Annotated in this window: 31 protein-coding genes and 4 pseudogenes; 20 read left to right on the top strand and 15 right to left on the bottom strand. The window is 59.7% G+C overall.

Annotated features, from left to right (window positions below; all coding sequences use genetic code 11):
• Positions 1-27: 27 nt before the first annotated feature.
• From MUN79_RS18065 to yihA, 3 genes are all read right to left on the bottom strand, one after another.
• Entirely contained in the window at positions 28-651 is a 624-nt protein-coding gene (locus MUN79_RS18065; RefSeq protein ID WP_244674025.1) for a DUF5606 family protein, read from the bottom strand.
• A 24-nt stretch (positions 652-675) separates the two neighbouring features.
• The gene (locus MUN79_RS18070; protein WP_244674026.1) at positions 676-1,176 is read right to left on the bottom strand and encodes an energy transducer TonB; all 501 of its coding nucleotides are present in this window, start codon (positions 1,174-1,176) and stop codon (positions 676-678) included.
• A 74-nt stretch (positions 1,177-1,250) separates the two neighbouring features.
• Complete coding sequence (yihA, locus tag MUN79_RS18075) at positions 1,251-1,868, bottom strand: ribosome biogenesis GTP-binding protein YihA/YsxC (RefSeq protein WP_244674027.1); 618 nt, start codon at positions 1,866-1,868, stop codon at positions 1,251-1,253.
• 467 nt (positions 1,869-2,335) lie between these two features.
• On the opposite strand from yihA, the gene MUN79_RS18080 reads away from it, so the two are divergent.
• The 7 genes and pseudogenes from MUN79_RS18080 to MUN79_RS18105 all read left to right on the top strand — a co-directional run bounded on the left by MUN79_RS18080 (position 2,336) and on the right by MUN79_RS18105 (position 6,954).
• The gene (locus MUN79_RS18080; RefSeq protein WP_244674028.1) at positions 2,336-3,505 is read left to right on the top strand and encodes a hypothetical protein; all 1,170 of its coding nucleotides are present in this window, start codon (positions 2,336-2,338) and stop codon (positions 3,503-3,505) included.
• Complete coding sequence (locus MUN79_RS18085) at positions 3,490-3,684, top strand: hypothetical protein (RefSeq protein WP_244674029.1); 195 nt, start codon at positions 3,490-3,492, stop codon at positions 3,682-3,684. Before MUN79_RS18080 ends, MUN79_RS18085 begins: the two co-directional genes overlap by 16 nt.
• An 89-nt stretch (positions 3,685-3,773) precedes the next feature.
• A complete protein-coding gene (locus MUN79_RS18090) occupies positions 3,774-4,571 on the top strand; it encodes an OmpA family protein (protein WP_244674030.1) in 798 nt (265 codons plus the stop codon).
• A gap of 128 nt (positions 4,572-4,699) precedes the next feature.
• A pseudogene (gene ubiE, locus MUN79_RS18095) lies at positions 4,700-5,424 on the top strand (bifunctional demethylmenaquinone methyltransferase/2-methoxy-6-polyprenyl-1,4-benzoquinol methylase UbiE).
• Positions 5,373-6,020: a type IX secretion/gliding motility protein PorT/SprT gene (gene porT, locus MUN79_RS18100; protein ID WP_244674031.1), complete on the top strand. Its 648-nt coding sequence runs from the start codon at positions 5,373-5,375 to the stop codon at positions 6,018-6,020. The pseudogene ubiE and the gene porT overlap by 52 nt, the downstream one beginning before the upstream one ends.
• A 20-nt stretch (positions 6,021-6,040) precedes the next feature.
• The gene (locus tag MUN79_RS30195) at positions 6,041-6,175 is read left to right on the top strand and encodes a hypothetical protein (protein WP_262922895.1); all 135 of its coding nucleotides are present in this window, start codon (positions 6,041-6,043) and stop codon (positions 6,173-6,175) included.
• 29 nt (positions 6,176-6,204) lie between these two features.
• Positions 6,205-6,954 (top strand): SDR family NAD(P)-dependent oxidoreductase, encoded by a 750-nt coding sequence (locus tag MUN79_RS18105; protein ID WP_244674032.1) that lies wholly within the window; start codon positions 6,205-6,207, stop codon positions 6,952-6,954.
• 133 nt (positions 6,955-7,087) lie between these two features.
• On the opposite strand, the gene MUN79_RS18110 is transcribed toward MUN79_RS18105, so the two are convergent.
• Together MUN79_RS18110 and MUN79_RS18115 are read right to left on the bottom strand one after the other, a co-directional pair.
• Positions 7,088-7,672: an alpha/beta hydrolase gene (locus MUN79_RS18110; RefSeq protein ID WP_244674033.1), complete on the bottom strand. Its 585-nt coding sequence runs from the start codon at positions 7,670-7,672 to the stop codon at positions 7,088-7,090.
• A gap of 112 nt (positions 7,673-7,784) precedes the next feature.
• The gene (locus tag MUN79_RS18115) at positions 7,785-8,273 is read right to left on the bottom strand and encodes a cytidine deaminase (protein ID WP_244674034.1); all 489 of its coding nucleotides are present in this window, start codon (positions 8,271-8,273) and stop codon (positions 7,785-7,787) included.
• A 243-nt stretch (positions 8,274-8,516) separates the two neighbouring features.
• Here MUN79_RS18115 and MUN79_RS18120 point away from each other — a divergent pair, with 243 nt between their 5' ends.
• From MUN79_RS18120 to MUN79_RS18150, 7 genes and pseudogenes are all read left to right on the top strand, one after another.
• Positions 8,517-8,741, top strand: coding sequence for a hypothetical protein (locus MUN79_RS18120; protein WP_244674035.1), 225 nt, complete (start codon positions 8,517-8,519; stop codon positions 8,739-8,741).
• A pseudogene (locus tag MUN79_RS18125) lies at positions 8,738-9,591 on the top strand (saccharopine dehydrogenase C-terminal domain-containing protein). The gene MUN79_RS18120 and the pseudogene MUN79_RS18125 overlap by 4 nt, the downstream one beginning before the upstream one ends.
• Positions 9,504-9,881 carry a saccharopine dehydrogenase C-terminal domain-containing protein gene (locus tag MUN79_RS18130; RefSeq protein ID WP_244674036.1) on the top strand — a complete coding sequence of 126 codons (378 nt, stop codon included), beginning with the start codon at positions 9,504-9,506 and terminating at the stop codon, positions 9,879-9,881. Before MUN79_RS18125 ends, MUN79_RS18130 begins: the two are co-directional and overlap by 88 nt.
• A gap of 18 nt (positions 9,882-9,899) precedes the next feature.
• Positions 9,900-10,268: a hypothetical protein gene (locus MUN79_RS18135; protein ID WP_244674037.1), complete on the top strand. Its 369-nt coding sequence runs from the start codon at positions 9,900-9,902 to the stop codon at positions 10,266-10,268.
• Between the two features lie 89 nt (positions 10,269-10,357).
• A complete protein-coding gene (locus MUN79_RS18140; protein WP_244674038.1) occupies positions 10,358-10,837 on the top strand; it encodes a hypothetical protein in 480 nt (159 codons plus the stop codon).
• The gene (locus tag MUN79_RS18145) at positions 10,830-11,204 is read left to right on the top strand and encodes an ATP-binding cassette domain-containing protein (protein WP_244674039.1); all 375 of its coding nucleotides are present in this window, start codon (positions 10,830-10,832) and stop codon (positions 11,202-11,204) included. Before MUN79_RS18140 ends, MUN79_RS18145 begins: the two co-directional genes overlap by 8 nt.
• Positions 11,201-11,536 (top strand): ATP-binding cassette domain-containing protein, encoded by a 336-nt coding sequence (locus tag MUN79_RS18150; RefSeq protein ID WP_244674040.1) that lies wholly within the window; start codon positions 11,201-11,203, stop codon positions 11,534-11,536. Before MUN79_RS18145 ends, MUN79_RS18150 begins: the two co-directional genes overlap by 4 nt.
• On the opposite strand, the gene MUN79_RS18155 is transcribed toward MUN79_RS18150, so the two are convergent.
• From MUN79_RS18155 to aroQ, 8 genes are all read right to left on the bottom strand, one after another.
• The gene (locus MUN79_RS18155) at positions 11,533-12,255 is read right to left on the bottom strand and encodes a tRNA1(Val) (adenine(37)-N6)-methyltransferase (protein ID WP_244674041.1); all 723 of its coding nucleotides are present in this window, start codon (positions 12,253-12,255) and stop codon (positions 11,533-11,535) included. The genes MUN79_RS18150 and MUN79_RS18155 overlap by 4 nt on opposite strands.
• Before the next feature lie 37 nt (positions 12,256-12,292).
• Positions 12,293-12,514 (bottom strand): hypothetical protein, encoded by a 222-nt coding sequence (locus MUN79_RS18160; RefSeq protein WP_244674042.1) that lies wholly within the window; start codon positions 12,512-12,514, stop codon positions 12,293-12,295.
• Between the two features lie 5 nt (positions 12,515-12,519).
• Entirely contained in the window at positions 12,520-13,011 is a 492-nt protein-coding gene (locus MUN79_RS18165; protein WP_244674043.1) for a hypothetical protein, read from the bottom strand.
• A gap of 68 nt (positions 13,012-13,079) precedes the next feature.
• A complete protein-coding gene (locus MUN79_RS18170) occupies positions 13,080-14,180 on the bottom strand; it encodes an acyltransferase family protein (protein ID WP_244674044.1) in 1,101 nt (366 codons plus the stop codon).
• Positions 14,177-14,644, bottom strand: coding sequence for a ribonuclease HI (gene rnhA, locus MUN79_RS18175; protein WP_244674045.1), 468 nt, complete (start codon positions 14,642-14,644; stop codon positions 14,177-14,179). Before rnhA ends, MUN79_RS18170 begins: the two co-directional genes overlap by 4 nt.
• A 95-nt stretch (positions 14,645-14,739) precedes the next feature.
• Positions 14,740-15,300 carry a MarC family protein gene (locus tag MUN79_RS18180; RefSeq protein ID WP_244674046.1) on the bottom strand — a complete coding sequence of 187 codons (561 nt, stop codon included), beginning with the start codon at positions 15,298-15,300 and terminating at the stop codon, positions 14,740-14,742.
• Between the two features lie 110 nt (positions 15,301-15,410).
• The gene (locus MUN79_RS18185) at positions 15,411-16,355 is read right to left on the bottom strand and encodes an aminotransferase class V-fold PLP-dependent enzyme (RefSeq protein ID WP_244674047.1); all 945 of its coding nucleotides are present in this window, start codon (positions 16,353-16,355) and stop codon (positions 15,411-15,413) included.
• A gap of 328 nt (positions 16,356-16,683) precedes the next feature.
• A complete protein-coding gene (gene aroQ, locus MUN79_RS18190) occupies positions 16,684-17,130 on the bottom strand; it encodes a type II 3-dehydroquinate dehydratase (protein ID WP_244674048.1) in 447 nt (148 codons plus the stop codon).
• A 258-nt stretch (positions 17,131-17,388) separates the two neighbouring features.
• Between aroQ and xerD the strand changes: the two genes are divergently transcribed.
• The gene (gene xerD / locus MUN79_RS18195) at positions 17,389-18,291 is read left to right on the top strand and encodes a site-specific tyrosine recombinase XerD (RefSeq protein WP_244674049.1); all 903 of its coding nucleotides are present in this window, start codon (positions 17,389-17,391) and stop codon (positions 18,289-18,291) included.
• Here xerD and MUN79_RS18200 read toward each other — a convergent pair.
• Positions 18,288-18,725, bottom strand: a complete 438-nt coding sequence (locus MUN79_RS18200; RefSeq protein ID WP_244674050.1) for a hypothetical protein — start codon at positions 18,723-18,725, stop codon at positions 18,288-18,290. The genes xerD and MUN79_RS18200 overlap by 4 nt on opposite strands.
• A gap of 135 nt (positions 18,726-18,860) precedes the next feature.
• On the opposite strand from MUN79_RS18200, the gene MUN79_RS18205 reads away from it, so the two are divergent.
• From MUN79_RS18205 to lolA1, 4 genes and pseudogenes are all read left to right on the top strand, one after another.
• Positions 18,861-20,570: a DUF6044 family protein gene (locus MUN79_RS18205; RefSeq protein WP_244674051.1), complete on the top strand. Its 1,710-nt coding sequence runs from the start codon at positions 18,861-18,863 to the stop codon at positions 20,568-20,570.
• Positions 20,571-20,648: 78 nt separating this feature from the next.
• A pseudogene (locus MUN79_RS18210) lies at positions 20,649-21,401 on the top strand (DNA translocase FtsK 4TM domain-containing protein); the annotation flags it as partial.
• 726 nt (positions 21,402-22,127) lie between these two features.
• Positions 22,128-23,647 (top strand): annotated as a pseudogene (locus MUN79_RS18215) (DNA translocase FtsK); the annotation flags it as partial.
• Positions 23,648-23,758: 111 nt separating this feature from the next.
• A complete protein-coding gene (gene lolA1 / locus MUN79_RS18220; protein ID WP_244674052.1) occupies positions 23,759-24,403 on the top strand; it encodes an outer membrane lipoprotein periplasmic chaperone LolA1 in 645 nt (214 codons plus the stop codon).
• A 125-nt stretch (positions 24,404-24,528) separates the two neighbouring features.
• On the opposite strand, the gene MUN79_RS18225 is transcribed toward lolA1, so the two are convergent.
• Complete coding sequence (locus MUN79_RS18225) at positions 24,529-25,368, bottom strand: tetratricopeptide repeat protein (protein ID WP_244674053.1); 840 nt, start codon at positions 25,366-25,368, stop codon at positions 24,529-24,531.
• 64 nt (positions 25,369-25,432) lie between these two features.
• On the opposite strand from MUN79_RS18225, the gene MUN79_RS18230 reads away from it, so the two are divergent.
• Positions 25,433-26,734 carry a DUF2851 family protein gene (locus MUN79_RS18230; RefSeq protein WP_244674054.1) on the top strand — a complete coding sequence of 434 codons (1,302 nt, stop codon included), beginning with the start codon at positions 25,433-25,435 and terminating at the stop codon, positions 26,732-26,734.
• Positions 26,735-26,776 lie beyond the last annotated feature (42 nt).

Below are 26,776 nucleotides of genomic sequence, written 5' to 3' on the forward strand. Positions count from 1 at the left end.
TAAGAGGAGAGAAGCTTCCGCCCCTTTCTACTTGCTCTTTTTCGATGGCGTATCCGTGCCAGCTTCCGGGTTACCGGCTGCATTAGCGTCTGCCTCGGTCGGGATAATTCCGGCCGTGCTCAGTGCCTCATCGGCGGCAGGCGTTTCCTGCTGGGTGCCTGCCTCAGTCGACTCCTTGGTAGCGGTTTGGTTGTCGGACTTTGGCTGGGCTTCGGAAGCTTCCTCCGTGGCCTCCGCAGGCTGCTCCGCGTCGGCAGCCTGGTATTGCAGGCGGCTGCTCACGGCTTTGTACCACGATACCAGTTTTTTGATATCCGACATGTACACGCGCTGCCGATCGTAGTCAGGAATCACCTCGCCCATGAACGTGGCCAGTTCCCGGTCATCCGACTTGTTGGTAACGGTCAGATCGGTACCGAACTTCTGGTAAATCCGGTCGAATACCTCCGTCAGCGGAATGGTTTGGTCGTAGTCCTGGGTGTAAATGGAAATCTCCTGCAGCAGCGAAACTTTGTTGCGCGCCGAGGCTACGGAGCGGGTGCCGCGTTCATCAAGCGACTCTACAATGACGCCGGCTCGGGTAGGACGCACCAGGCGATACAGACCGGGCATTCCACTGATTGCGGCAATTTCCTTGAGGTCGTAGGGCATAGAAAAAAGGGTTGGGTAAGAAAATCAAATGTTACTCGGTAGGGGCCGCAGCCTCCTTGCCCGGGCGGACAGCTTAAATACGATGGGCAGGCTGGTCAGGACGGCATAGCCAGGCTTGTTAAACTTGAGCAGGCGGGCCACGCGCAACGCTTCCTCGCCGCAGCCGCCGCCAATGTTTTTAACTAGCTTGTGCCCCGTCATCGTGCCGTCCGTGTTCAGGGTGAAGCTCACGATGCATGTGCCCTGAATCCGGTTGCGGCGCGCCATAACCGGATACTTCAGTTCTTTTTCAATAAAGGCATACATAGCTTCCTGACCACCTTCGTAGTATTCGGCTACCGGAATCTGTTTGCCTACGCGGCCGGGTGCAGGCGCGGCCGCAGCCGCCGGAGCAGCCTCCGTAGCGGGGGCTGCGGCCTCGGGCACAGGACCGTCGGTTTTTACTTTAACCTTCGTTTTTTGAGCATAGGCCGTTGACGTACCGGCGAGAAGGCCCAGGGCCAGAATAAATGGGATTTTTTTCATGGAAAAAACCGGGAGGAAAAGAGAAAACAAGGGGTGAATTGTTGGCCGGTGAGCTTGGCAATTACAGGGCCAATCTACGCATTCTCCGCTTGCTGGGCTAATTGCTGGTTTATTTCCTCGATAAAGCCGAGCACTTCTTCACGGCCCGTTTTCTCCTCGGCCGATGTAATAAAATGACGCGGTAACTCGTCCCAGCTTTGCTGCATCTTTTGCAGGTACGCCGTGATGTTCTGTTGAGTCCGGGAGCTGGATTGCTTATCGGCTTTGGTAAAAACCATTACAAAGGGAATGCCCTCTGCGCCGAGCATTTCCATAAATTCTAGATCGGGTGCTAAGGGAGAATGGCGCGAATCGATCAGCACAAATACGCAGGCCAGGTTTTCCCGATTGCGCATATAATAATTGATCATCTTGCCCCAGGTTGCCCGCGAGTCCTTACTGACTTTGGCGTAGCCATAGCCGGGCAAATCGACCAGGTACCAATTGTCATTAATTAAGAAATGATTGATTAATTGCGTCTTACCGGGTAAGGAAGAGGTTTTGGCCAAGCCCTTGTGGCCCGTGAGCATATTAATTAACGATGATTTTCCTACGTTGGAACGGCCAATAAAGGCATATTCGGGCAAAGTCGGCGGCGGACACTGGTCAACGCGCGAATTGCTCATCATAAATTTCGCTTCGCGGATAATCATAAGCCAAAATGCTGGGGTGAGGGTGCAAAGGTAACAGATAACAACGGGGAAGCCGCGCAATAAATTTTTACGGGAAAACCTTGCAGTTTACGAAGCACACCTATATTTGCGCGGCTTGCCTCCCGTTCTTACATGCAGCAACCCAGGGTCTTTGCTTTCCTCGGATTATGTAAAACCACTTTACAATTGGATACGGCTAAGGTCGTATTATAAAATTTCTATCTTTGCCCGCAACTTGCCTTGTTCCGTATTGCCAAGCTGGTTCCCCAAGAAGCGTGAATGTGATTTTTTTAGCGCTTCAGTCCAGAAAAAACGGCTGGCAGGCTTAACCCTGGAACAGGTTTTCAGTATAAGAGGCAACTCTTAAAAAATTTGCAGCCGCAAAGGGCGGCTCTTTTTCTGCAAACCTCCCTGCAACTCCTTATTCTCAAACCCCTCCTACAATGGACAACTTAGTCAGAAGGTTATTGAAAGCCTCTTGCACCTTCGCTCTTGCCGCGGCCGTGGCCCAGCCTGCGCTGGCCCAGAGCACCCGCAAGACGCTAAAGACTGCAAACAAGTTCTTTGACCAAGAGAACTACCGGGCATCCATCCCTTTTTACGAGCAGGTGTTGGCCAAGGAGCCGAACAACGCGCTGGCCCTGTTCCGGGCTGGTATTGCGTACATGTCCTTTGACAAGGAAAAGGCCAGCGACTATATCTACAAAGCCCAACGCCTTAAGCCGAAGGTTTCGAAGGATGTGGAATACTGGCTCGGCCGCGTGGATCACCTGAACTACAACTTCGACGAGGCTATTGCGCACTTCCAGGCGTACAACACCACGCTCGGCAAAAAGGACACCCGCAAGGCCGCATTGGCTCAGCTGATCCAGCATAGCAAAAACGCTAAGATTCAGTTCAACAGCCCCAAGGATATCTTCGTGAAGAACCTGGGCCCGACCATCAACACGGCTTTCTCGGAGCACAGCCCCGTGATTTCCAACGATGACAAGCTGTTGCTCTTCACCTCGCGTGGTGAAAACGTAACCGGTGCCACCGGCTCGACGGCCAACCCCAAGAACAAGAGCGTAGCTGCCGACGGCGAGTACTACGAAGACATTTTCGAGGCCAAGCGCATCGACGACGAGAACTGGGAAAAGCCCCGTTCGCTGAGCGGCGCCCTCAACGGCAAAGGCCACGATGCTTCCATCCAGGTGTTCGACAACGACACCAAGATGCTGATGTACCGCCAGGACGAGAACGGCGACATCTTCTACTCGGAGAAGGGTGGTACCGACTGGACGGAACCCAAAAAGCTGAATAACAACATCAACTCGAAAGCCTTCGAGTCGGATGCCTATATCACGCCCGATGGACTGACCATCTACTTTTCGACCAGCAAGTTCTCGGAGCAGAACACGCTGGACATTTACTACGCCACCCGTCAGGCGGGTGGTGACTGGGGTACGCCTAAGTCGCTGGGCAACGTGATTAACACGCCCTTCGACGATGACAGCCCTTACTTGAGCAAGGACGGCAAGACGCTGTACTTCAGCTCGCGTGGTCATAACACGATGGGTGGCTACGACATTTTCAAGTCGGAGTATGACTCGGTAGGCCGCACCTGGGGCCGCCCGAGAACATGGGCTACCCCGTGAATACGCCCGACGACGACACGTACTACCGCCTCAGCCCCGATGGCAGCTACGCCTACCTCTCCAGCTATCGCATCGGTGGCTACGGTGAGAAGGATATCTACACCATCAACTACATCAAGAATGCTACGATCCGTGGTAAGGTGTACTCGCTGCGAGACAGCACCATCATCCCCGGGTAGAGCTGGTATTCTCGGGCACCCAGGCCGACAAAACGGCCCTGAGCTACCGCGACGTAACCAAGCCCGAAACCGGCGATTACCAGGTAAACGTGCTTTCGGGCCGTACCTACCAGGTAGCCGTTTCGAAGGATGGCAAGAGCATTGAGACGCAGGAGTTTGCCGTTCCGGTATCGACCAGCGACTCGACCGTCATCGAGAAGAACTTCTACGTGCCGTATGTTGATACTACCAGCATTGCCGGCGCCAACTTCAAAAAGATCTACTTCGACACCGACAAGTATAAGCTGCGTCCCGAGTCGATTAAGGAGCTGAACAACATCAGCGGTATTCTGAAGGCTAACCCCGGTCTGAATATCTCGATTGAAGGTCACTGCGACTCGCGCAACACGGATGAGTACAACATTGTACTGGGTCAGAACCGCGCCGATGCTGCCTACAACTACCTGAAGAAAAGCGGCGTTGCTGAAACCCGCCTGACTACGGTTAGCTACGGGGAGCGTCGTCCGGCCGCTACCAACGATTCGCCCGAGAACATGCAGCTTAACCGCCGCGTCGAGTTCCGTCCGATTCTGAAGGAAGGCGAGGCCATGCCAACGCTGAACCCCGCCGCCAGCGGCGCATCTTCTACGGGCAGCGGTACACGCACCTCTTCCGGCGCTTCGGGCAACAACCCCGGCTCGGGCTTGGTACCCGGCAAGACCAAGGTAAAGATGGCCGACGGCACCAAGGTGAAAACCAAGGTGGACGAGGATGACGACAAAGTAAAAGTGAAAGCCAAAGGCGCGGCCGGCGAAGAATCGAAGACCAAAACCAAAAATGGTACGATTGACGCCAAAACCAAAGATGCCAATGGCGAGAAGACCAAAGTGAAGACGGACAACGACTAAGCTGTCTTCTGAGCTGTGTAAAACGGGCCGGGCATTTCGCCCGGCCCGTTTTTTTTCAACATAATGGCGCAGCTAGCGTTATGTTTGGGCAATTCTGCTCTTAAGTTTTCGTTCTTCGTACCAGAAGTATGTCCGTTGTTCCCTACAAAGATGATGCTGCCGGCAAAAAGTCGCAGGTAGCCCAGATGTTTAACAGCATAGCTGGTAAATACGACTTCCTGAACCATTTCCTCAGCGCCGGCACCGACATCTACTGGCGCCGCAAGGCCGTGAACGAGCTCAAAACGTTGCGGCCCGCCCGGATTCTGGATATTGCTACTGGCACAGCTGATTTCGCCATCGAAAGCCTGCGTCTCTCGCCCGAAACCAAGGTAACGGGCGTGGATATTTCGGAAGGCATGCTGGAAGTAGGGCGGCGCAAGCTCACGGAAAAAGGCCTGGCCAACCGGATTCAGCTCGAACTAGGTGATTCGGAGAATCTGCCGTTTCCCGATAACCACTTCGACGCCGTTACGGCGTCTTTCGGAGTGCGCAACTTTGAAAACCTGCAGAAAGGCCTGGCCGAGATGCAGCGGGTACTGCGGCCCGGGGCAAGCTGGTGATTCTGGAGTTTTCCAAGCCCACGGCTTTTCCGATGAAGCAGGCCTATAATTTTTATTTTCGGCACATTCTGCCGGTATTTGGTAAACTGATTTCCAAGGACCGCGCGGCCTATACGTACTTACCCGAGTCGGTGCAGGCTTTTCCCGATGGTCAGAATTTCCTGGCTATTCTCACGCAGGTTGGTTTTACAAATCCTACATGGCAACCCCTCACGTTTGGCATCAGCTCCATTTACACGGCGCAAAAGTAGCCGCCCTGGCGGCTCTGACACTGGTGGCCGGCTTGGCCCCGCACACTAGCCTCGCGCAGAAAAAAAGTAAATCCAGCGCCAGCCGGGGAGGCGGCGGGCATGTAAGGTCCATTACCGTCAACAACAACCCGGGCTACGACGACAAGTGGTTTCACCCGGGCTTCTACATTGCCCCCAACTTCTCCCGCTTCAAGATTGAGCAGTCGGCGGCGTATGTTCAGGGCATTCAGAACGGTAAGGCCGTATCGGCCAATTCACTGATAAGCCCGGGCCTGTCGGTCGGCTTTATCGGGGACGTGCGCCTGGCCGATTACTTTAATGTGCGGTTTACCCCGGGCGTGAGCTTTCTCACCCGGCGCATCGAGTTTAAGCCCTACGGCTACGAGCCGGCCGATTCGGTGTTCACCCAGGAAATCGGAGGGACCCAGATTGATTTGCCGCTGCTGCTCAAGTTTAAATCGGAACGGCGGCGCAACGCCCGCGTGTACGTGGTGGGCGGTGTCAAGCCCAGCATCAACGTGGGTAACCGGCGCAAAGACCCGTTGCGCAACCAGCTGCAAGCTGCCAGCGGCGACTTGGCCATTGAGTACGGGTAGGCCTAGACCTGTTTTACCCGTTGTTTAAGTTTGCTCCCGAGCTGCGCTTTTCCCACGGCTTGTCCAACCTACTGGTGCCGGGCAAAGACGTGTACAGCCGCAGCCTGCAGAGCATGAAAAGCAACACGGTTACGCTCTACCTGAATTTCGAATAACCGGCCCGGGCTGGTTCTTGCCACATTTTATGATTCGTACCGCCTTTGTAACGGGAGCTTCTTCCGGCATCGGCCGCGCCACGGCCGTTGCCCTGGCCCAGGCTGGCTTTCAACTTATTCTTACCGGGCGCCGACAGGAGCGGCTGGAGGAGCTGGCCCAGCAGCTGGCACCCACCCGCACCCACTTGCTTACCTTCGACGTGCGCGACCGGGCTGCCGTGGATGCCGCCGTAGCCAGCTTGCCCGCCGAGTTTCAGCAGATTGATGTGCTGATCAACAACGCCGGTGGGGCCCACGGCCTGGCTCCGATTCAGGACGGGGACCCCAACGACTGGGACGTGATGCTGGACAGCAACGTGAAAGGCCTGCTAAACGTGAGCCAGGCCGTGCTGCCGGGCATGCGGGAGCGGCAGCAGGGACACATTATCAATATAGGCTCCATTGCCGGCCACGAGGTGTACGCCAACGGCAACGTGTACTGCGCCTCGAAAGCAGCCGTAGCGGCGCTGAGCAAAGCCATGCGCATCGACCTGCTGCCGCTCAACATTCGGGTGGCGGAGGTAAACCCCGGCGCCGTTGAAACCGAGTTTTCGCAGGTACGCTTTAAGGGCGACACCGAGCGGGCCGCCAAGGTGTACCAGGGCTACGACCCGCTCAAGCCCGAGGACATTGCCGAGGTTATCCAGTTTATGGTTACCCGGCCGGCCAACGTCCACATTGCCGAAATAACCGTGTTTGCCGGGGCCCAGGGCGCCGCCACGCTGATTCGTCGGGACTAACTTCCACAGCACACATCCTAACAAAAAGGTCGGCCTCCATAGGGCCGACCTTTTTGTTAGCTCAGGGTATGTAGCTGCTCCAGAACGGCGGCGTTTAGCTCGTGCTTGCCTTCAAACCGGATGATTTCGGGCTCTACCCCAGCTTGTGCAGAAATTCCTGCTGCTGGGCCAGAGCTGCCTCGTCGATATAGGCATCCTGGGTGCCGCAAACCAGCGTGACGGGCAGCTGCCGGAGCAGGTGAGAAGCTACGGTGAAGTCGACATCCGGAGGAAAGGCGCCGGCCCAGAGGATAAGGCGGGCCGGGCGGAAAAAGGTGCGGGCCAGCCACCGACTGACGGTAGCGGCGCCCTGCGAAAAGCCCAGCACTGTCACGGTTGTCTCCGGGGAGCACTCGGCCAGGACAGCACGGGCCAGCTGGTTTAGGTAGGCCACGTAGTCGTCAATTTCGGCCAAGCGGTCTTCCTTAGTCATCCAGGTGGCCCCGACCCGGCCGCTGGTGCCGTTCAGGTAAAAGCGCGACAAACCTTCCGGCGCAATTACGACGGTGGCCTTGTCGGCGCGGGTGAGGCGGTGGAAGTGGCGGATAAAGTAGGCCGCCAGCTGCCCGTAGCCGTGGCACACAAACCACACCCGGCGCGTGGCCGCGCTCAGCTCACCCGACTGGTAATAGCGGGCCGAGCGGATTACCGTCAGCCGCCGTTCCTGCGATTCGGACATAGCGGTGAATTGGTGAGATGGTGAAATAGTGAGCTAATAGGCTAGGCGCTCCAACGGCGCAGCACTGCGCCAACAGAACATCAACTCACAACCTCACCAACTCACAATTTTACTACCGGGGCAGGTCGCTGGCCGAAAACTGGAAGGGCAGCAGATCGGCCAGGGAGCGGAACCGGTAGATGGTGTTGTTCGGGCCGGGCAGCAGCAATGGAATGGGAGAGCCCTGGCGGTTTTCGTATTCGGTCATAACCTGGCGGCAGGCCCCGCAGGACGTCACGGCTACAAAGTCGCCGTTTGCGGGGCGGGCAGCCACGGCCATGCACAGGATGCGGCGCTCGGGCTGGGAGGCGGCCAGGCCAAACAAGGCCGTGCGCTCGGCACAGAGCCCCGAGGGGTAAGCCGCGTTTTCCTGATTGGTACCTTTATGAATGGTGCCATTATCGAGCAGCAGCGCGGTTCCTACGTGGAAGTGGGAGTAGGGCGCGTAGGCCTGGTCGGTGGCGGCACGGGCCTGTTGCCACGTGGTTGCTTCGGCGGGAGAGAGTTCGGCTTCGGAAGCCAGCACCTCGACGGTGATGGTCAGATGGAGCGGGTGGGCCATCGGGGAGGAAAATACAATGTTCGGGAACCGAATGGCGGCCCCGTTCCGGTAAGGGGCGGTGAATGTACTACAATTATCCATGAGCCGGTAACATTTGTCAATCATGCAGGGGCGGAAAACGGCCGTCGAACCAGGATAGGTACCGGGAGTTGCTTTTTTTGCCGATTATTGGCCCCACTTCCCACCCTGTGTAGCTCCCGTCACCCCAGCCTGGGGAGCTGCCTGCCAACTGACTTCCGTTCCATGTCCCGCATTTTGCTTCTAGGTGCCGGCCGCTCGGCCTCCTCTCTGCTTCATTACCTGCTGCACCATGCCGCCCCGGAAGGCTGGCAGCTCACGGTGGCCGACGTAAACCCCGACCACCTATCGGCCACGCTGGCTGCCCACGCGGCCTACGCCCGGCCGTGGCCTTCGATATTCAGCAAACGGCTCAGCTGCACGAGCTGGTCGGGCAGGCCGATATTGTGATTTCCATGCTGCCGGCGTCGTTTCACCTGCCCGTGGCCCAGGCCTGCGTACAGCTTCGCCGCCACCTAATAACGGCCAGCTACGTATCGGCCGAAATTCGGGAGCTGGATGCCCTGGCCAAGGCCGCCGACATTCTGATTCTGATGGAGTGCGGCCTCGACCCGGGGCTCGACCATATGTCGGCCATGCGGGCCCTGCACGACATCCGGGCCCGGGGCGGACAGCTCACGGCGTTTCGGTCATACTGCGGCGGACTGCTGGCCCCGGATTCGGAAGGGAATAATCCATGGAAGTATAAGTTTACCTGGAACCCCGCAACGTGGTGCTGGCCGGACAAAGCACCGCCAAATACCTCGAAAACGGCCATTTACGCTTTATTCCCTACCAGCAGCTGTTTGCCCGCACCACGCCCATCACGGTAGCCGGCTACGGCGAATTCGACGGCTACGCCAACCGCGACTCCTTGAGCTACCGGGCCCCGTACGGGCTGGACGACATACCGACGATGCTGCGCGGGACGCTGCGCCGAGCCGGCTACTGCGCCGCCTGGCAGGCCTTCGTGCGGCTCGGGCTCACCGACGACTCAGTTCATTTGAACAACCCCGCCGACATGAGCTGGGCGGCGCTGCTGGAATCGTTCCTGCCGGCTCCCCCGGACTCGGAAACGTCGTTGCCGGCTCGCACTGCCGCGTACCTGGACCTGGCCCCGAGGGACCTGAGATGCAGCGGCTGGCCTGGCTCGACATCTTCACGGCCCGGCCCGTGGGGCTGGCCGACGCTACGCCGGCCCAGCTGCTGGAACGGCTGCTCACCGAAAAGTGGCAGCTGCAGGACGGGGACCACGATATGATTGTGATGCAGCACACGCTCGACTACAACCTCGGCGGCGTGCCCCACCGTTGGGAATCGTCGCTGGTGGTGCTCGGCGACGACGCCGTTCACACAGCCATGGCCAAAACCGTGGGCTTACCCGTGGCAATGGCCGTGCGCCGCCTGGCGGCCGGGCTAGTAAAGCAGCGGGGCGTGGTTATTCCGACCGAACCGAGCTTGTATGAGCCCATCCTGGACGAGCTGGCGGCTGACTATGGCATTCGGTTCGAGGAGCACGAGGTGAGTTTGCAACCCCTGGCGCAGGCCTGAGTTTTCGAGCGGTAACGGATGCAAGCTTATCTGCGGCTGCGGCTGCGCGTACTGGGGCGGTTACTGGTCGAAGTAGGCTGGGTGCGGCTCCTGCTGCTGGGCGGCCTGCTGGTCGTGACTGGCGGAAAGCTAATCGAGTTGCTGCTGTCCAAACCCCACTTGCAGTGGGCCGGCCCTACGCTAGGGCTGCTGATGAGCTGGTCGGGCTACCGGCAGCGCACCGACCTGGGCTTTCTGCAGATAGTGTCCCCGCGGTACAAGTCGTGGCTAAGCGTGGAGTCGGCGTTGCTGCTGGTGCCTGTGTGGGGCGTGCTGCTGGGTTTGGGTTACCTAGGAGCCGCTTTGGCAACTATAGCAGCCGGATTGATGGGCCATTTCTTCCCTTAGGGCGCAAGAACACCACGCAACGGCCGCGCCGGAGCCTGTTTCGCAGTGAAGCCTTTGAGTGGGTCAGTGGGTGGCGGCAGCCGGTACTGGTGCTGGGCTGGGTGGCGGCTGTGGGCGGCGCTACCTGGCAGCACGCCACGGTGGTTCCGGCCGTGGTGTTGGTAGCCTGGAGCCTGCTGCTGACCTCGATTTACGCCATTCCCGAACCGGCTACCATGGTCACGGTGTACAGTGGGCCCGCCGCCTTTTGGCGCCGCAAGCTGCTGCTGGGCCTGGGGCTTTACCTGCTAACGGCCGCTCCACTGTTGCTGCTGGCGGGCACGAGTCCGGCCGGGTGGGGCGGGGCCTCCGGGGCCTTGCTCTGGGGAATGCTGGTGCTGAGCATGAGCATCATGGCCAAATATGCCTTCTACCCCCACGCTACGCTGCTGCGCTTAACCCAGGGCGGGGCCGTGGCACTGGCGCTGCTGCCTTTGCTCGATGCCTCTTACGCCCCGCTGCTGGCCGCGGGGCTGGTGGGATTAATCTGGAAAAGCCGCCACCGTCTGAAACCCTACTGGCATGCTTAGTATTCAAAATCTGGGTAAGAGCTACGGCCCGCAGCAGGTATTGCAGGGCGTGAATCTAACCCTGCGGCCCGGTTCTATCCACGGACTGGTGGGTGCCAACGGGGCTGGCAAAACGACCCTGCTGCACTGCCTCTATGGGCTGCTGACCGACTATTCGGGGCAGATTCAGGAAACCACCGGGCTGGCCATCCGGGACCATACCGGCGTGCTGCCCTACGAGCCCTACTTTTACCCCCGCCTTACCGGCCGCGAATACCTGGAGTTCTGCCTGCAGGCCCGGCACCGCCCCGGGTCGACTTTACGGCCTGGAACAGCCTGCTGGAGCTGCCGCTCGACCAGTATGCGGAGGAATATTCGGCCGGCATGAAGAGAAAGCTGGCCTTGCTGGCGCTGCTGGCCCAGGATTTTCGCTACCTGATTCTGGATGAGCCCTTCAATGGACTGGACCTGGGTACCAACTTGCTGCTCAAGGAAATCCTGCTGCGCCTGCGGGCCCAGGGCCGGGGCATCCTGCTGACTTCCCATCTGCTGGGCTCCCTGACCGAAACCTGCGACGAAATAACCCTGCTGGCTGGCGGCACGGTACAGCGGCACTATCAGGCGGCAGAATTCGGCGCTTTGTCGGGTGACCTGCTCGACTCACTTTACCAGGATAAGCTGGCCCGGATTGCCGATTTATTGCCCACGCCTCCGCGCTAGAAGGCGAGGTAAAAGTCGCGCAATAGGTCCCGGAAACCGGCCGAATAGGCCTCACTATCGGCCTCGTGAATGGCTAATAGCTCCTGCTCAGTGGGCCGGGCCTGGGGGTTAAAGTGGGTAATATGGCGCAACGGCTTGCTGCCGGGCCGGTGACTCAGCACCAAACGCTGCTGGGGAAAAAGACCGGCCTGAGCGGCGGCCCGCTCAAAATGCTGCATTTCCGGGGGCGGCAGTAGTACGCTCAATTGTCCGGCGGGTGTCAGAAACTGGGCGGCAAACCCCGCCAGCTCCGCAAACGTCAGGGTATCGGCAGCCGTGTGCCGGGCCGTGGTGCGGGCCGCCGACGGGGAACGGAGCGACTCCCGGAAAAAAGGCGGGTTGCACAGAATATGGTCGTAGGCGGGTGGGGCGGTGGTTGCCCACTCAGCCAAGCTACCGTCGCGCACCTGCACCCGGCTGGCCCAGGGGCTGCTGGCGACATTGGCGGTGGCCTGGGCCGCTGCCTGGGGCTCAATCTCCACCGCGTCAATAAGGGCTGCGGGATTGCGCTGGGCCGCCATCAGGGCCAGCAACCCGGTGCCCGTGCCGATATCCAGAATGCGGCGGGCCGTCGTCAGGCGGGCGGCGGCGCCCAGCACGCAGGCATCGGTGCACACTTTCATGGCGCACTCGGCCTGGTCGATGGTAAAGTGCTTGAAGCGGAAATAGGTATTAGCCAACGAGCTGCCGGGCAGAAAGTGAGAAAATAGAACAGGCTTAGCGCCTAGCAGCGGCTTCCCTGCTCCAGTCGCGGAGCAGGCGCTGGAGCTCGGCGTATTCCTCGGCGTAGCCCCCGCTGAGCGGGTATTTGCTGGGAAACTGCCGGAAGTAAATGCCCGCCTGCTGGTCGCCGCTCAGGGCGCTGAGTAACAAGCGGTTGGCCAATTCAATACTTTTTTCGGGCTTGAGCGTGGCCGTTTTCTCGTACTCCTGCTTCACGCGGGTTACTTCCTCGGGGAGTAGGGCGCCAGCTTTTTGTTGAGAAAGGAGCGGTGCTGCACCTGGCCCTGGCGGGAGTAAAACTGGTCGATGCGGAAGGCGACGAACTCGTAGGTGAAGTTTTTGCCCGCCGGCAGGTTTTTCACCGATTCCACCGTCAGCGTGTCGTTGCGGAAGCTCAGGCGGCACTTTTCGCGCACGTCCCAGTACTTAAGCACCTTGCGCGGCTGGCAGGTCGAAACGGCAAACTCGGAGAAGAACTCCTGCCGCTTGCCCTTTTCCTTGTACCCGCACACCGACACAGCCGGGCCCGCCGAAAACAGGAACAGGCTGTCGGGCACGGTGCTGGCCTGGGGCACTTCGGCCGGGCAGCTGCACACCACCGCCGGCCGCACCGACACGCTCTGGGCCGTGGCCGGCGTCGAGCTTTCCATCTGTTGCTGACAGGCACCCAGGCTGAAGGCCGTGAGCAGGGCGGGGAAAAAGGAGAGTTTCATAATAATCCGCTGTACGAAAAGCCCGGCCTATGCGGCCATGGCCGGGCGAAGGAAGCATATTCAGGCCACTATCCGGCTACTAACAGCCGTCGGCGTCGGCCTAGCAGCCAGCGGTGCAGGGGCTGCTCCACCAGCTGATACAGGGCCAGAGAAGCCGCTATTGTCAGGAGCAAGACTAGCCCGTAGTGCAGGGCCGTGGGCCAGCCGGTGGGCAGCCAACCCAGCAGAAAATCGTGCAGAAAGCCCATGTGCAGCAGGTAGAAGCAGTAGGAAGCTCGGCCTAGGTGCTGGAAAGCCGCCGTGCTGAGCAGGTGCTGCAACCATGTCGTTTCGCAAGCCAGCCCGTAGAGCAGCAGGGCAGTAGCAGCCGGCAGCACCAGGTTGTTGAGGGCCACGCCCCCGGGCGTATCAATGCCAACCTTACCGGTTTGAAGCTGAACCGTGACGAGCAGGGCGCTTACTCCCAGCAAGGCCAGACTGCCGAGCCAGGTAGCCCGGCCCCGCAGTCGGCCCGCCGGTACCAGAGCAGCGGTGGCGCCCAGCAAAAACTCCGTGCTGCGTCCAAAAATGGTGGTGATTAGCATGAAGTGAAAGCGGGGAAAGCCGGGCTCCGCGGCAGGGAAAAACACGCCGTAGACCAGGAAACCCAGTAGCGCCAGCCCCAGCGCTGCGCCGGCCCACCAGCGCCGGGAAGCGCGCCGACTCAGCCAGAACAAGCCCGGCGCCAACAGATAGAAGCATTCCTCCACCGTCAGTGACCAGGTCTGGGCCACGCCGGAAAAGGCATAGCTGGGCAAAAAGCCCTTTAGCAGCGTGATGTTGACCAGATAGAGCCGCAGTGCATCGTCCTGCTGGTAGAGCTTGCTGAAGCCAAACGTGGCGGTGGTGACCAGGAAAAACACCGGGTAAATCCGGGCCCAGCGCCGGTAGAGGTAGGTGCGCAGGGCCGGGCCGGAAAAATTCTGCTGGGAGTAGCGCCGGCCAATTAGAAAGCCGCTGAGGGAAAAGAACAAGGACACCCCGATATGACCTTCCCGGAAAAAGGCGTGCAGCCCATTGGGCACCAGCTCCCCGGTGGCGGGCACCGGCGGAAAATGAAACAGAAAGACGCACAACGCCGCTACTGCCCGGAAACCCGTCAGGGCGGGGAAGTAAGCGGCCGGCTTCATGAAAGCTGGGCCGCGGCAGCTTCGTAGCCGGCATCGATAAGCAGGGGGCCGTGCACGGCACTGCGCACGGCCAGCGCGTCGCACCGCTCGTTTTCGGGGTGGCCGTTGTGGCCGCGCACCCAGCGAAACTGCACCTTGCGCTGCTTATATATCTTGATGAAGCGCCGCCACAAATCCTCGTTGGCCTTCTTGCCGAAGTCGGGCTTGGCGGCCCAGCCGAATACCCACTTCTTCTCCACGGCATCCACCACGTATTTCGAGTCGGTGGTGACGGTAATCGGAATTTCGGGACGGGTAACGGCCTCCAGGCCCACAATGACGGCCAGCAGCTCCATTCGGTTGTTGGTGGTGAGCCGGAAGCCCTGGGTAATTTCCTTTTCGTGGGCCCCGTAGCGCAGAATAGCGCCGTAGCCGCCGGGCCCCGGGTTGCCCCGCGACGAGCCGTCAGTAAACAGTTGAATCATGTTGGGTAATGTGCGAATGTGGGAGAATGTGCTGATGTGCTAATGGTCGTTCTGCATTAGCACATCAGCACATTCTCCCACATTCGCACATTGAATTAGAAGTTCGATTTAAACAGCTTGATGGCAATGGCCAGCAGAATCACGCCGAACACGCGGCGCAGGATGTCTTCGCCGGCTTTGCCGAGCTTGCGCTCAATCCAGGCCGAGCTTTTGAGCACTATGAAGACAAACACCAGGTTCAGGGCAATGCCTACCAGCACGTTGGGCAGGGAGTAGGCCGCCCGCAGGGAAAGCAGGGTGGTCATGGTGCCGGCCCCCACGATGATGGGAAACGCCAGGGGCACGATGGAGCCGGTGCGGGTGGTGGGGTCGTTTCGGAATAGCTCAATGCCCAGAATCATTTCCATGCCGATGAGGAAGATGATGATGGCGCCGGCCAGGGCAAACGACTGGTAGTCGACCCCGAACAAGGACAAGATGCTCTGGCCCAGAAACAGGAACACCACCATCAGAATACCCGCCACCAGCGTGGCCTTCTCGGAGTGAATCTTGCCCTCGCGCTGCCGGATCTGAATGATAATCGGGATGGAGCCCAGAATATCAATCACCGCAAAGAGCGTGAGCGTAACCGAAAAGATTTCCTTGAGAGAGAACATAGGTTTAAATGGTGAACTGGTGAAGTTGTGAAATGGTGAGTTGTCTGAGCAATTCGCGCCGGTTGAGCCGGTCAAACGATTCACAACTTCACCTTTCGCAACTTCACCACTTAAGCGAATTCGCGGGCGAAAAACTGCACCAGCTGCTCATAAGCCGCGTCGGGAATGGCCGGGAAGTTGGCGATGCGCAACGAGTTCGACTTCCAGTTGCCGTAGCCGTTGCCCAGCAGCAGGCCCTGTTCTTTGGCGCGGCGCTTCACCTCATCAATCAGGGCGGGCGGGCCCTGCAGGCCGATGACGGTGGTGGAGCGAGTTTCGGGGTTGGTCACCAGCGGGGTGAGCTGAGTGGCCTGGTCGAAGTAGTCGTAGAGCTTGGTGGCGCGGTCGAGCAGGTGCTGGTGCACGGCCTTGATGGGCTCCCGGTCGGTGAGCACCCGGCTGAGCAGGTAAATGCCCAGCACGTTGGGCGTGTGCGTGGTCTGGTAGTTGAGCATCTTCTCGTACTGAGCCACCAGGCTGTTGTAGTGGCTCCGCTCGTTGATCTGGCGGAAGCGCGCCACCGCCCGCGGCGACAACACCATGATACCCAGGCCGGCGGGCAGGCCGAAGCACTTCTGCACCGAGCCGTACCAGATGTCGGCCTTGATGTACTTCATCTGAATACCGCCCAAGGACGAGGTGGCATCCACGGCCAGCAGGGCGTTGCCCAGGCGGTTGTAGAGGTTCAGAATGAATCCGTCGCGCAGCTGGGTGGCGTTGGAGGTTTCGTTCTGGGTGATGCAGACCAGGTCCACGGAGTCGTCGGGCAGGGGCAGGGTGTAAACCTCCGGCAGCTCGTCGATGCCGAACTGCTGGCCGATGCTGGCCGGGCGCAAGGCCTTGGCGTACTCAAACCACTTTTCGCCGAAAGCCCCGCTGTAGAGGTGGAAGCTCTTGGTGGGCGTCAGGCTCTGGGCCAGCACTTCCCAGCACTCGGTGGCCGAGCTCAGGAAAAACACGGTGTAGTCCTGCGGGATGTTGAGCTTGGTTTTCAGGTCGGCCACGGTCTGCCGCATCAGGCCCGTAAACCGCTCCCCGCGGTGGGGGCCGAAAGCCAGCCCTCGTCGAAAGCATCCTGCAAGTAGCCACGCAGCTCAGGATACACCTGCGAGGGGCCGGGGTTGAATGTATACATAGGTGGAAAAGGCTAAAGGAAGAGCCGCAAAGGTAAGAGCCCTCGGGTCATTGCGAGGAAGAATGACGAAGCAATCCGTCCTCTGAAATGTGCTGCCCGTTCTAAAATGAAAAGCCCTTTGACGTTGTATACAGGAAAAGGCTATCTGGTAAAAGGCCAGGTCGTACTGCGCCGAGGACGGATGGCTTCGCGTTGCTCGCAAGGACAACTCACACCCGAAAGCCCACGCGCTTGGGACGCAGGCCCTCGAAGTAGTGCAGGGCTAGGCGGTAGCTGTCGAGCTTGAAGCCGCTGATGCTGCCGACGCAGTTTTTGCCGATCAGGCTCTTGTGGCGGATTTCCTCGCGGGCGGCCACGTTAGAGAGGTGCACTTCCACCACGGGCGAGTCGATAGCGGCCAGGGCATCGGCCAGGGCCAGGCTGGTGTGGGTGTAGGCGCCGGCGTTGAGCACGATGCCATGGTAGGTGAAGCCTACCTCGTGAATCTTGTCGATCAGCTCGCCCTCGTGGTTGCTCTGAAAGTACTCCAGCGTGAAGTCGGGAAACGCCTCGCGCAGCTCGGGCAGGTATTCGTCGAAGGAGCGGGTGCCGTAGATGCCCGGCTCGCGGCGGCCCAGCAGGTTGAGGTTGGGGCCGTTGATGATTAAGATTTGCATGAGTTGAATTCTGGTAGCGTGGTGCTCAAAGATACGTTTCTGTCATCCTGAGCAGAGCGAAGGACCTTCCTGCTTAAGTGACAAGCATCATTCAACGTGCCAAAGCCCCTTGCTGCATAAGTGGTAAAGAGCTTCCGTACGTTGGTATCAGGCGTAATATGGTAGGTGAGGCAGGTCCTTCGCTGCGCTCAGGATGACAGCCGACGGAGCGGGGTGCCGTATCTTCGCTCACCTTCTTTCATTCAACACTCCTTTCTTATGGCCAACTGGTCTGTCAGCATCAAGCAGTTCGAAGGCTACCTGCAACTGGAAAAGTCGCTTTCCGCCAACTCCGTGGAGGCCTACGTGCGCGACATCGGCAAGCTGCGCCAGTATCTGGAAATATCGAAGCTGCCGGCCTCCCCAGCCCAGGTCACGACCCGCATTCTACGCGACTTTCTGGCCTGGCTCGGCGAGCTGGGCATGAGTGCCACCTCCCAGGCCCGCACGCTTTCCGGCATCAAGGCGTTCTACAGCTTTATGATAATGGAGGACTTGCTCACCCTGGACCCCACCGACACGCTGGAAGCGCCCAAAGTAGGCCGTAAGCTGCCCGACACGCTCAGCTACGAGGAAATAACCCGGGTGCTGGAAGCCGTGGATATGAGCACCAACGAGGGCACCCGCAACCGGGCCATTCTGGAAACCTTGTACTCCTCGGGTCTGCGCGTTTCGGAGCTGACGGAGCTGCGCCTCTCCAACCTCTACGCCGACCAGGGCTTCGTGCGCGTGACCGGCAAGGGCAACAAGGAGCGGCTGGTGCCCATCGGCCGCGACGCGCTCAAGTACATCGGCTTTTACATCAGCGGGGTGCGATGCCACCTCGATATTCAGCCCGGCCACGAGGATTTTGTGTTTCTGAACCGGCGCGGCACCAAGCTTTCCCGGGTCATGATTTTCAACATTATCAAGGACCTGGTAGACAAGGCCGGGGTGCAGAAGGTAGTGAGCCCGCACACGTTCCGGCACAGCTTCGCCACCCACCTCATCGAGGGCGGGGCCGACCTGCGGGCCGTGCAGGAAATGCTGGGTCACGAGAGTATCACCACCACCGAAATCTACACCCACCTCGACCGGGACTACCTGCGCCAGATTATCACCGAGTTTCACCCCCGCAGCTAAGCCACCTGCCCCTGCGGCAGCGCGTCGCGGCAGGTGTGAAGCCAGTGCTCGGCCTCGGCCACGGTGCTGAAGATCTGGAGCTCAAACTGCCCGCTGAAGGCCTCGGGCGCGGGCAGGACGGAGGGAAAATCGTTGGCCGGCAGCACGTGGGCCACGTAGCGCAAACCCAGGGCCACCACCTGGGGTGCCCAGATGTGCTGCAGCCAGTCCAGGGAATCAAACCAGGGGCCCGTCACGCCGCTGTTGTCATTCAGGAGCAGCGAACTGGGCGCCTGCTGCAGGGCCTGCAGATACGCCGTAGCCCCGGCCACCCCATCATCGTTGATGACAAAGCCGCTCCAGACAATGCGGAACCAGTCATTTTCGGGTTCGTACTGGGCCGCGCAGTACACGGCCTGATTAGGAAATACCAGGGAAAAACAGGGGGAGGCCATTATTGGGGGCGTTATCGGAATATTCTAGGATTAGCTGCTAATAGATTCTACCCCCTAGCACGCAAGCGGCCGGAAAATGTTCGGCACGGCAGGGGAGGGCGAACCACTATTTTTGCGGCTGCCCATTTCTCCCGTATGCCCACACCTCGTCGTTTTGTAAGCCCGCTGGGCTGGGCTTTGCTGGCCCTTGCGCTGTTTCTGCTGCCTTTTGCCCTCTTGCAGGAGCGCAGCTACGTCACCCTCGACGACAACCTCGACGTGGAGCTGACCATTCCCTACCTGCTCACCCGCCACCACATGGCCCTCGACTACGGGCCCACCACGGTACTGGAGCCGGTCATGAATGGGCTGCCGCGCAACGCCCTGCGGCCCGGTCTGAGCGTGACGATGCTGCTGTTTGGCGTGCTGGAGCCTTTACCGGCCTACCTGGTGCAGCAGGCCCTGGTGCGTTTGTTGGGGCTGCTGGGCATGTACGCGCTGCTGCGCCGTCACCTGCTGCGGGGCCCTACTAAGCAGGCCGCGGCGGCGGGCCTGGCCCTGGCCTGGGCCGTGCTGCCGTTTTATTCCATTTACGGCCTTTCCGTGCTGGGCCAGCCCTGGCTCTTGTACGCGTTTCTGAACCTGCGGCGGGGGCAAGGCCGCCTGCGCGACTGGCTGCTGATTGCAGCTTTCCCTTTCTGGTCCATGTTCATCTTCGTGGGGCCGTTTGTCGCCGTAGGCCTCGGGCTGCTGCTGCTCTGGGACTTGCGCCAGGGCCGGCGCTGGTCGTGGCCCGTGGTGGGTGGGCTCGGGCTGCTGCTGGGGCTGTATATGGTAGTTGAATATCCGCTGCTGTATTCCTTGCTGGTCGCCAAACAGTTTGTGCCCCACCGGCTGGAGTTTAACTTGAGCCAATTAGGGCCCCAGAGTTGGGGTGGGGCGCTGAAGTCGGCAGGGCAGTACTTTTTACTGGGGCAGTACCACGCCAGCCAGTTTTTCCGCGGCGTCATATTGTTGGCTCTGGCCTTGACGCTGCTGAGCCGCCACCGCCTGGAGCCGGCCCGCCGCCGGCAACTGCTGGCCCTGCTGGTCGCGCTACTGGCCGTGGCGTTGTTCTGCGGATTCTACCCGCTGCTGATGGAGCCACTGCAGCGCGTTGTACCCGCCCTGGGTAGCTTCAACCTGACCCGCTTCCACTTTCTGACGGCCTTGCTCGGGTTTGTGCTGCTGGCGTTGTGCCTGCAAGTGTTGCCTGATAAAAGAGTAGTTATGGGCTTGGTTGTCATGCAGATATTCGTGGGTTTGGTTATGAATACGGAGTGGCTGCACAACCTGCGGGAGCTGGCTGGGCGGCCGAAGGCTACCGAGCCCAACTACCAGCAGTTCGTGGCCGCTCCGCTGTTTGCCCGCGTGCAGGATACCATCCGGCAAGCCACCGGTCTGGCCCCGCGCAGTTACCGTCTGGCCTGCCTGGGCCTGCCACCAGCCATTGCCCAGCTCAATGGGTTTTACACCCTGGACAGTTACCAGAACAACTACCCGCTGGCCTACAAGCACGCCTTCCGGCCCATCATTGCCGGGGAGCTGGCCAAGAGTGCCGCTCTGCAATCTTACTTCGACCACTGGGGCAACCGGTGCTACCTGTTTTCGGCCGAGTTGGGCAAGAATTTTCGGGTCGGGGCGTTCCAGCGGGGCGTGGTGCAGGATTTTGCCTTTGATGCCGGGGCATTCCAGCGCCTGGGCGGCCGTTACGTGCTGGCTGCCGCCCGCTTAGCTCACCCGGCCCGCAGCGGCCTGACTCCCCGCGGCGAATTTTCGGCTAGGAACGCGTACTGGCACCTGTATCTTTACGAAGTGCAGCCCTAGTTTGTAGTGGGCTGGCCCAAGCCTGGCGGGCATAAAACCGCCGGAATTCCCTAGATTTGGCCTTTTAGTGCGTGATAGATGGCAAAAAATACGTACAAGCAGAACTCTCCTGCTGCTGCCCCGACCCGGGGCAATGAACCCCGCCCGGCGCGAAACCAGGCCCGGCCTTCCGCCGAGCCCCCTCGTGAGGCTGCTCGTGAGCCCCGGCCCAGTGCACCCAAGGCGGCTCCCAAAGCTGCTGGCCGGTCCCTGAAGTTGCCGGCCTTCAAGGTTGGCAATGTGTTTGCTTTCCTGCGCGACCGGCGCTTCCAGTTGTTTCTGGGCTTCTTTTTCCTGCTCAGCTCCATTTACCTGACCATTGCTTTCGTCTCTTTCCTGTTTACCGGGCACGCCGACCAGAGCGTGGTGGAGGGCCTGAGCAGTACGCCGGTAAAGGAGGCGGGGCAGGAGTCCGGCAACTGGCTCGGCCTGATAGGCGCCATGCTTGCCCAGTTGCTCATTTACAAGGGCTTTGGCATTGCGGCCTTTGCCGTAATTCCCATTGTGTTCTTCCTGGGCTACAAAATCGTCTTCCGGCGCGCCGAGGTGTCCCTGAGCTATGTGCTGGCCCTGTGCCTGTTTGCCATGTCCTGGCTGAGCATTCTGCTGGGCTACGTGGTACGGTCCCTGGAAGCGCCCGATGCTGATCCGAGCATGGCCCACAGCCTCGATTTCTTGAGCGGTGGTATCGGCTACGAAGCGGCCCTCTGGCTCGACAGCCTCATTGGCTGGGGCACGGTGCTGCTACTGGCCTTCCTGCTGATTTCCTTCGTGGTATACTTCTTCAACGTGACCAGCCTGAACCTGCGCCGCGCGGAGGCCGACGACGAAGCGGAAGAGCCTGCCCTGGCCGGAACTGCCGGAGCATTCCCCCGCGCCAACACCTTCTCGGCCGCCCGCGCTGCTGCTTTCGACGACGAAGAGGAGGAAGAGCCCGCACCCGAAATGACCCTGCGCCGGGTAGGCCCCGTGGCTACACCCGTCGCTGCGGCGGCCCAGCAAGTGGTTGAGGAGGAGGAGGAGCTGGAAATGGAGCTGGATGAAATGGACGAGCCTCCGTTTCATATGGGCCCAGTCAACGCCCCCGCTCCGGTCAGTACCCCGGAGCCGGCCTTCAGCATTGCGCCCACGGTAGCTGCTGCAGCGGCCGTTCCGCTAACGGTAGCTCCGGCCGCCGCGGCCAGCCTCGCTACGGCCTCGGCTACGGTAGCTGCCGCTGGGGCGGCCGTCAGCAGCCTGCCCAAAGGCCCGAGCTTCTCCATTGAGACGCCCACCGACCCGGAGCCGCTGAGCGTGGCCCCGTCGCGCATTCCCACGCCCTTGTCCATGGCCGATTTGGCCGGGTCCGACGATGCTCCCTTGCCCGCCACCCTGCCACTCCCGGCCCCCACGCCGGTGCGCGAAACTGCCGGCCCCACGCTGCAGATTGACACCACGCCCGTGGAGCTGGACCCCGCCGCCGGGGCCGATATGGCCTCTATTGCGGAAGACGACGAGGACATGGACACCATGCCGGCCGTCAACTACGACCCGACGCTGGACCTGTCGCGCTACCAGTACCCGACCCTGGAACTGCTCAACGACTATGGGCAGGCCAAGGCTCAGGTGAGCAAGGAAGAGCTGGAGGCCAACAAGGACCGCATTGTGGAAACCCTGGGGCACTACGGCATCAACATCGCCAGCATCAAGGCTACCATCGGGCCCACCGTTACGCTCTACGAAATCGTGCCCGACGCCGGGGTGCGTATTTCCAAGATCAAAAGCCTGGAGGATGACATTGCCCTAAGCCTCGCGGCCCTCGGTATTCGTATCATTGCGCCCATTCCGGGCAAGGGCACCATCGGTATTGAGGTGCCGAACACCAAGAAGGAAATGGTGAGCATCCGCTCGGTATTCGCCACCGACAAGTTCATCAACACCGAAATGGACCTGCCGATTTCCTTCGGCCGCACCATTACCAACGAGGTGTTCGTTGTCGACCTGGCCAAGATGCCCCACCTGCTCATGGCCGGTGCCACGGGTCAGGGTAAGTCGGTGGGCCTGAACGTGATTCTGGCCTCCCTGCTCTATAAGCGCCACCCCGCCCAGCTCAAGTTTGTGCTCGTCGACCCAAAAAAGGTGGAACTGAGCATCTTTAACAAGATTGAGCGCCACTTCCTGGCCAAGCTGCCCGATACCGAGGAAGCCATCATCACCGACACCAAGAAGGTGGTGAACACGCTCAACTCCCTGTGCATGGAGATGGACAAGCGCTACGACCTGCTCAAGGATGCCGGCTGCCGCAACCTGAAGGAGTACAACCGCAAGTTCATTGAGCGCCGCCTCAACCCCAAAAAGGGCCACCGCTTCATGCCCTTTATCGTGCTGGTGATTGACGAGCTGGCCGACCTGATGATGACGGCCGGCAAGGAAGTCGAAACGCCCATTGCCCGCCTGGCCCAGCTGGCCCGCGCCATCGGCATTCACCTGATTGTGGCCACCCAGCGACCCTCGGTCAACGTTATTACCGGTATCATCAAGGCCAACTTCCCCTGCCGGATTTCTTTCAAAGTAACCTCCAAGATTGATTCGCGTACCATCCTCGACGCCGGCGGCGCCGACCAGCTCGTGGGGCAGGGCGACATGCTGATTTCCCAGGGCTCTGATATTATTCGCGTGCAGTGTGCCTTTATTGATACCCCCGAGGTGGACCGCCTCTGCGACTTTATTGGGGAGCAGCAAGGCTACCCCGATGCTTACCTGCTGCCCGAAGTGGCCGGGGAAAGCGGCGGGGCAGCGGCGACGCCGAAGACTTCGATGCCGCCTCCCGCGACAGTATGTTTGAGGAAGCCGCCCGCGTTATTGTCACGCACCAGCAGGGCAGTACCTCGCTGCTGCAGCGCCGCCTCAAGCTGGGCTACAACCGCGCCGGCCGCCTTATCGACCAGCTCGAACACGCCGGCATCGTCGGGCCCTTCGAAGGCAGTAAGGCCCGGGAGGTATTAATTCCGGACGAATACAGTTTGGAACAGTTGTTGAATAACCTCCCGAAAAGTTAGCTGGCAAAGCGGGAGACAAAAGACTAACATCTTGGTTAGCATGTTGTCATTCAGGATTAAACCTATTTCCGCCATCCGCTTCTAACTACTCAAGACACCACTCCTTTCTAAATGAAAAAAGTACTCGCCCTGCTCGCCCTTTCGGTTACGATGGCCCACGCGGCCTCGGCTCAGCAGGACCCCAAAGCCGGCAAAATCCTGGATCAGATGAGTGCCAAGTACCAGGCGATGAAGGCTTTCAAAGCTAACTTCACGCAGACTCTGGAAAACGACGCGGCCAAAGTGAAAGAAAACCTGACCGGCGACATTACCGTCAGCGGCCAGAAATTCCGTATCAAGCTCAACGGTCAGGAAATCATCAACAACGGCCAGACCATGTGGACCTACATGAAGGCCGAAAACGAGGTGAACATCTCCGACTTCGACCCGGACGAGCAGGAAGTGTCGCCGACCCAGATTTTTACCCTCTACAAGAAGGGCTACAAATACACCTACGTCCAGGAAACTAAGGAAGCTGGGGAAGCCTGCGACGTGATTGAGCTCTCGCCCGAAAACAAGGACAACCCCGTGTTCAAGGTGCGGCTGACGGTAAGTAAGGTGGATAAGTCGGTGAAAAGCTGGAAGATGTTCAAAAAGAATGGCAACCGCTACACCTACACCATCCGCAAGTTCCAGCCCAACCCGCCGATTGATGCCACGACCTTCAACTTCGACAAAACCAAGTACAAAGGCGTAAAGGTTATCGACCTGCGCTAAGCTTTAAGGCTGCCGAAATGTCCGGCCCGCTTCTGCACGCTGCAGGGGCGGGCCGGTTTGTGTTTAGGCCAGCTACCATTCACGCTAGGATTGGCCATGATGAGTTTGATGAGCAGCCGTCGGCGCTAGAACTCTTCACCCGAAAGCTTCGCTAATTTGAGCAGCGCTTGCTCAAAGCCGAGTTCAGCAGCTTTTCGGTACCAGAATAGCGCGTCTGCTTGATTTTCAACTTGACCACAGCCACATTCTGCCAAGTATCCCAGGTTGTACATAGCCCCCGCAGAGCCTTGTTCCGCCGCTTTTTCAAACCAGTACTTCGCTTTGCTCCAGTCCGCTGCTGGTTCCTGCTGCCAATAGCACATACCCAGGCCGAAGGCGCCGCCCATGCTGAAGCCACTGTGTAAGGCCCGGCGGTACCAATACTTGGCGCGGGGTATACTTTGCTTGGTTCCGGCCCCTCTGAGGTAACACTTCCCTACGTGGTACATGGATGTAGCATGCCCATTCCGCGCCCCGGTCCGATACCAGCGTAGTGCTTTTGCCAAATCTTGCCCGACACCTTCCCCACAATAATACATCTGCCCCAGAGCCCACATAGCGTCGGTGTCGCCGGCAGTAGCAGCTTGGGAATAATAGTGAAAAGCCTGTACTCGGTTTTTGAGCAAGCCTATGCCGTTGTCGTGAGCTACGGCAAGATTATATGCGGCCTTACGATGTCCAACCTCCGCAGCCGCCTGTAGCCATTGTAGAGCAAGGGTCAGGTTTTGTTCAACTCCCCAGCCGTCATAATACAGCATTCCGAGCCAATACATAGCTATGCTGTTGCCGGCCGTGGCGGCTGCTTGGAAGTAAGCCCGGGCGTTGCGCACGTAGCGGTTGGTGGTATGACGACCGAAATTGGCTCGGAAGATTACACTCAAAGCACAGCGTAGACTATTGGTATTTGCTGGATCTTCTAGGGGCATAGCTAGTGTCAACTTAAAGGCTAAATTAGCTTCCGGTTATCTATGTTGTTACTAAGTATTCCTTATGAAAGAAGATTTCCTCCACTATGTCTGGCAGCACCAGTATTTTGATAAAGCCGACCTACGAACCCAGCAAGGCGAAGAAATTACCGTGCTCCGGCCCGGCTACCGCAACGCCGACGCCGGTCCTGACTTCCTCAACGCCCGCCTGCAGATTGGGGAAGTGGAGTGGAACGGGGCAGTCGAAATTCATCTGCGAGCCTCCGACTGGCTGCGGCACCAGCACCAGACCGACCCTAAATATGACCAGGTAATTCTGCACGTGGTGTATACTGCCGACCAGGACATTGTGCGCACCAACGGCTCTTTGATTCCGGCTCTGGCCCTGGCGCCGCGCATTGCTCTGAGCCTGGTGCATACCTACCTGAATCTGGTGGATACCGGCGCTACGGCCACCTTGCCCTGTGCGGCCTTGCTGCCCCGCGTGCCCATCATTACGCGCACTATGATGGTGGAACGGGCCCTGCTGGAACGGGTCGAGCAGAAAGCCGACGACGTGGCCGCCTTGCATGAGCAGCTGGGTCAGGACTGGGAAGCCACGGCCTACCACGTTGTGGCGGCCGGCTTTGGCTTCAAGAAAAACAGTGAGCCCTTGGCTCGTTTAGCCAAAGCCCTGCCGCTGGCCGTAGTGCGGCGTCACCGCCACGAAGAGCGGCAGCTGGAGGCCCTGTTGTTTGGCCAAGCGGGCTTTCTGGCCGATGCCGCGCTGCTGGCCGAAGATGAGTACCTGCGGAAGCTGGCCCAGGAGTACGAGTTTCTGCGCCACAAGTACCAGTTGGCGCCGGCGGCCCTGGCGGTCCACGAGTGGAATTTTCTCAGGCTGCGGCCCGCCAACTTTCCTACCGTGCGTCTGGCCCAGCTAGTAGCCGTGCTACACGCCCGGCCGGTCTTGTTCAACGCCCTGCTCACCGCCGCCGATATTCGCACCCTGGAGCAGTTCTTTCTGGCCCCGGTACCGGTCTACTGGCGGCAGCATTACCGGCCCGCCAAACCCGGCAAAGTGCCCGCGCTTGGCCGCAGTAGCCTACATTTGTTGATTGCCAACGTGGTGGTGCCCCTGCGGGTGGCCCACGCCCGCTACGTGGGACAACCAGAGCTTATTGAAACCGCCGTGGCTTTACTCGAACACCTGCCTGCTGAGCACAACTACCTGACCGAACCCTACGAGCTGCTCGGCTTCGAGCACCGCTCTGCCGCCGACTCCCAGGGATTGTTGTCCTTGAACCGGGCCTACTGCGTGCCCCGCCGCTGCCTGCGCTGCTCCATTGGTAGCCAGATTCTGCAGCAAAATCTGGTACTCGGGTGAGGGTTCTGGTAGCTGTTGCGCTGAATTGCGGGTTGCTCTGGC

Source organism: Hymenobacter cellulosilyticus (assembly GCF_022919215.1).
Lineage (GTDB): Bacteria > Bacteroidota > Bacteroidia > Cytophagales > Hymenobacteraceae > Hymenobacter > Hymenobacter cellulosilyticus.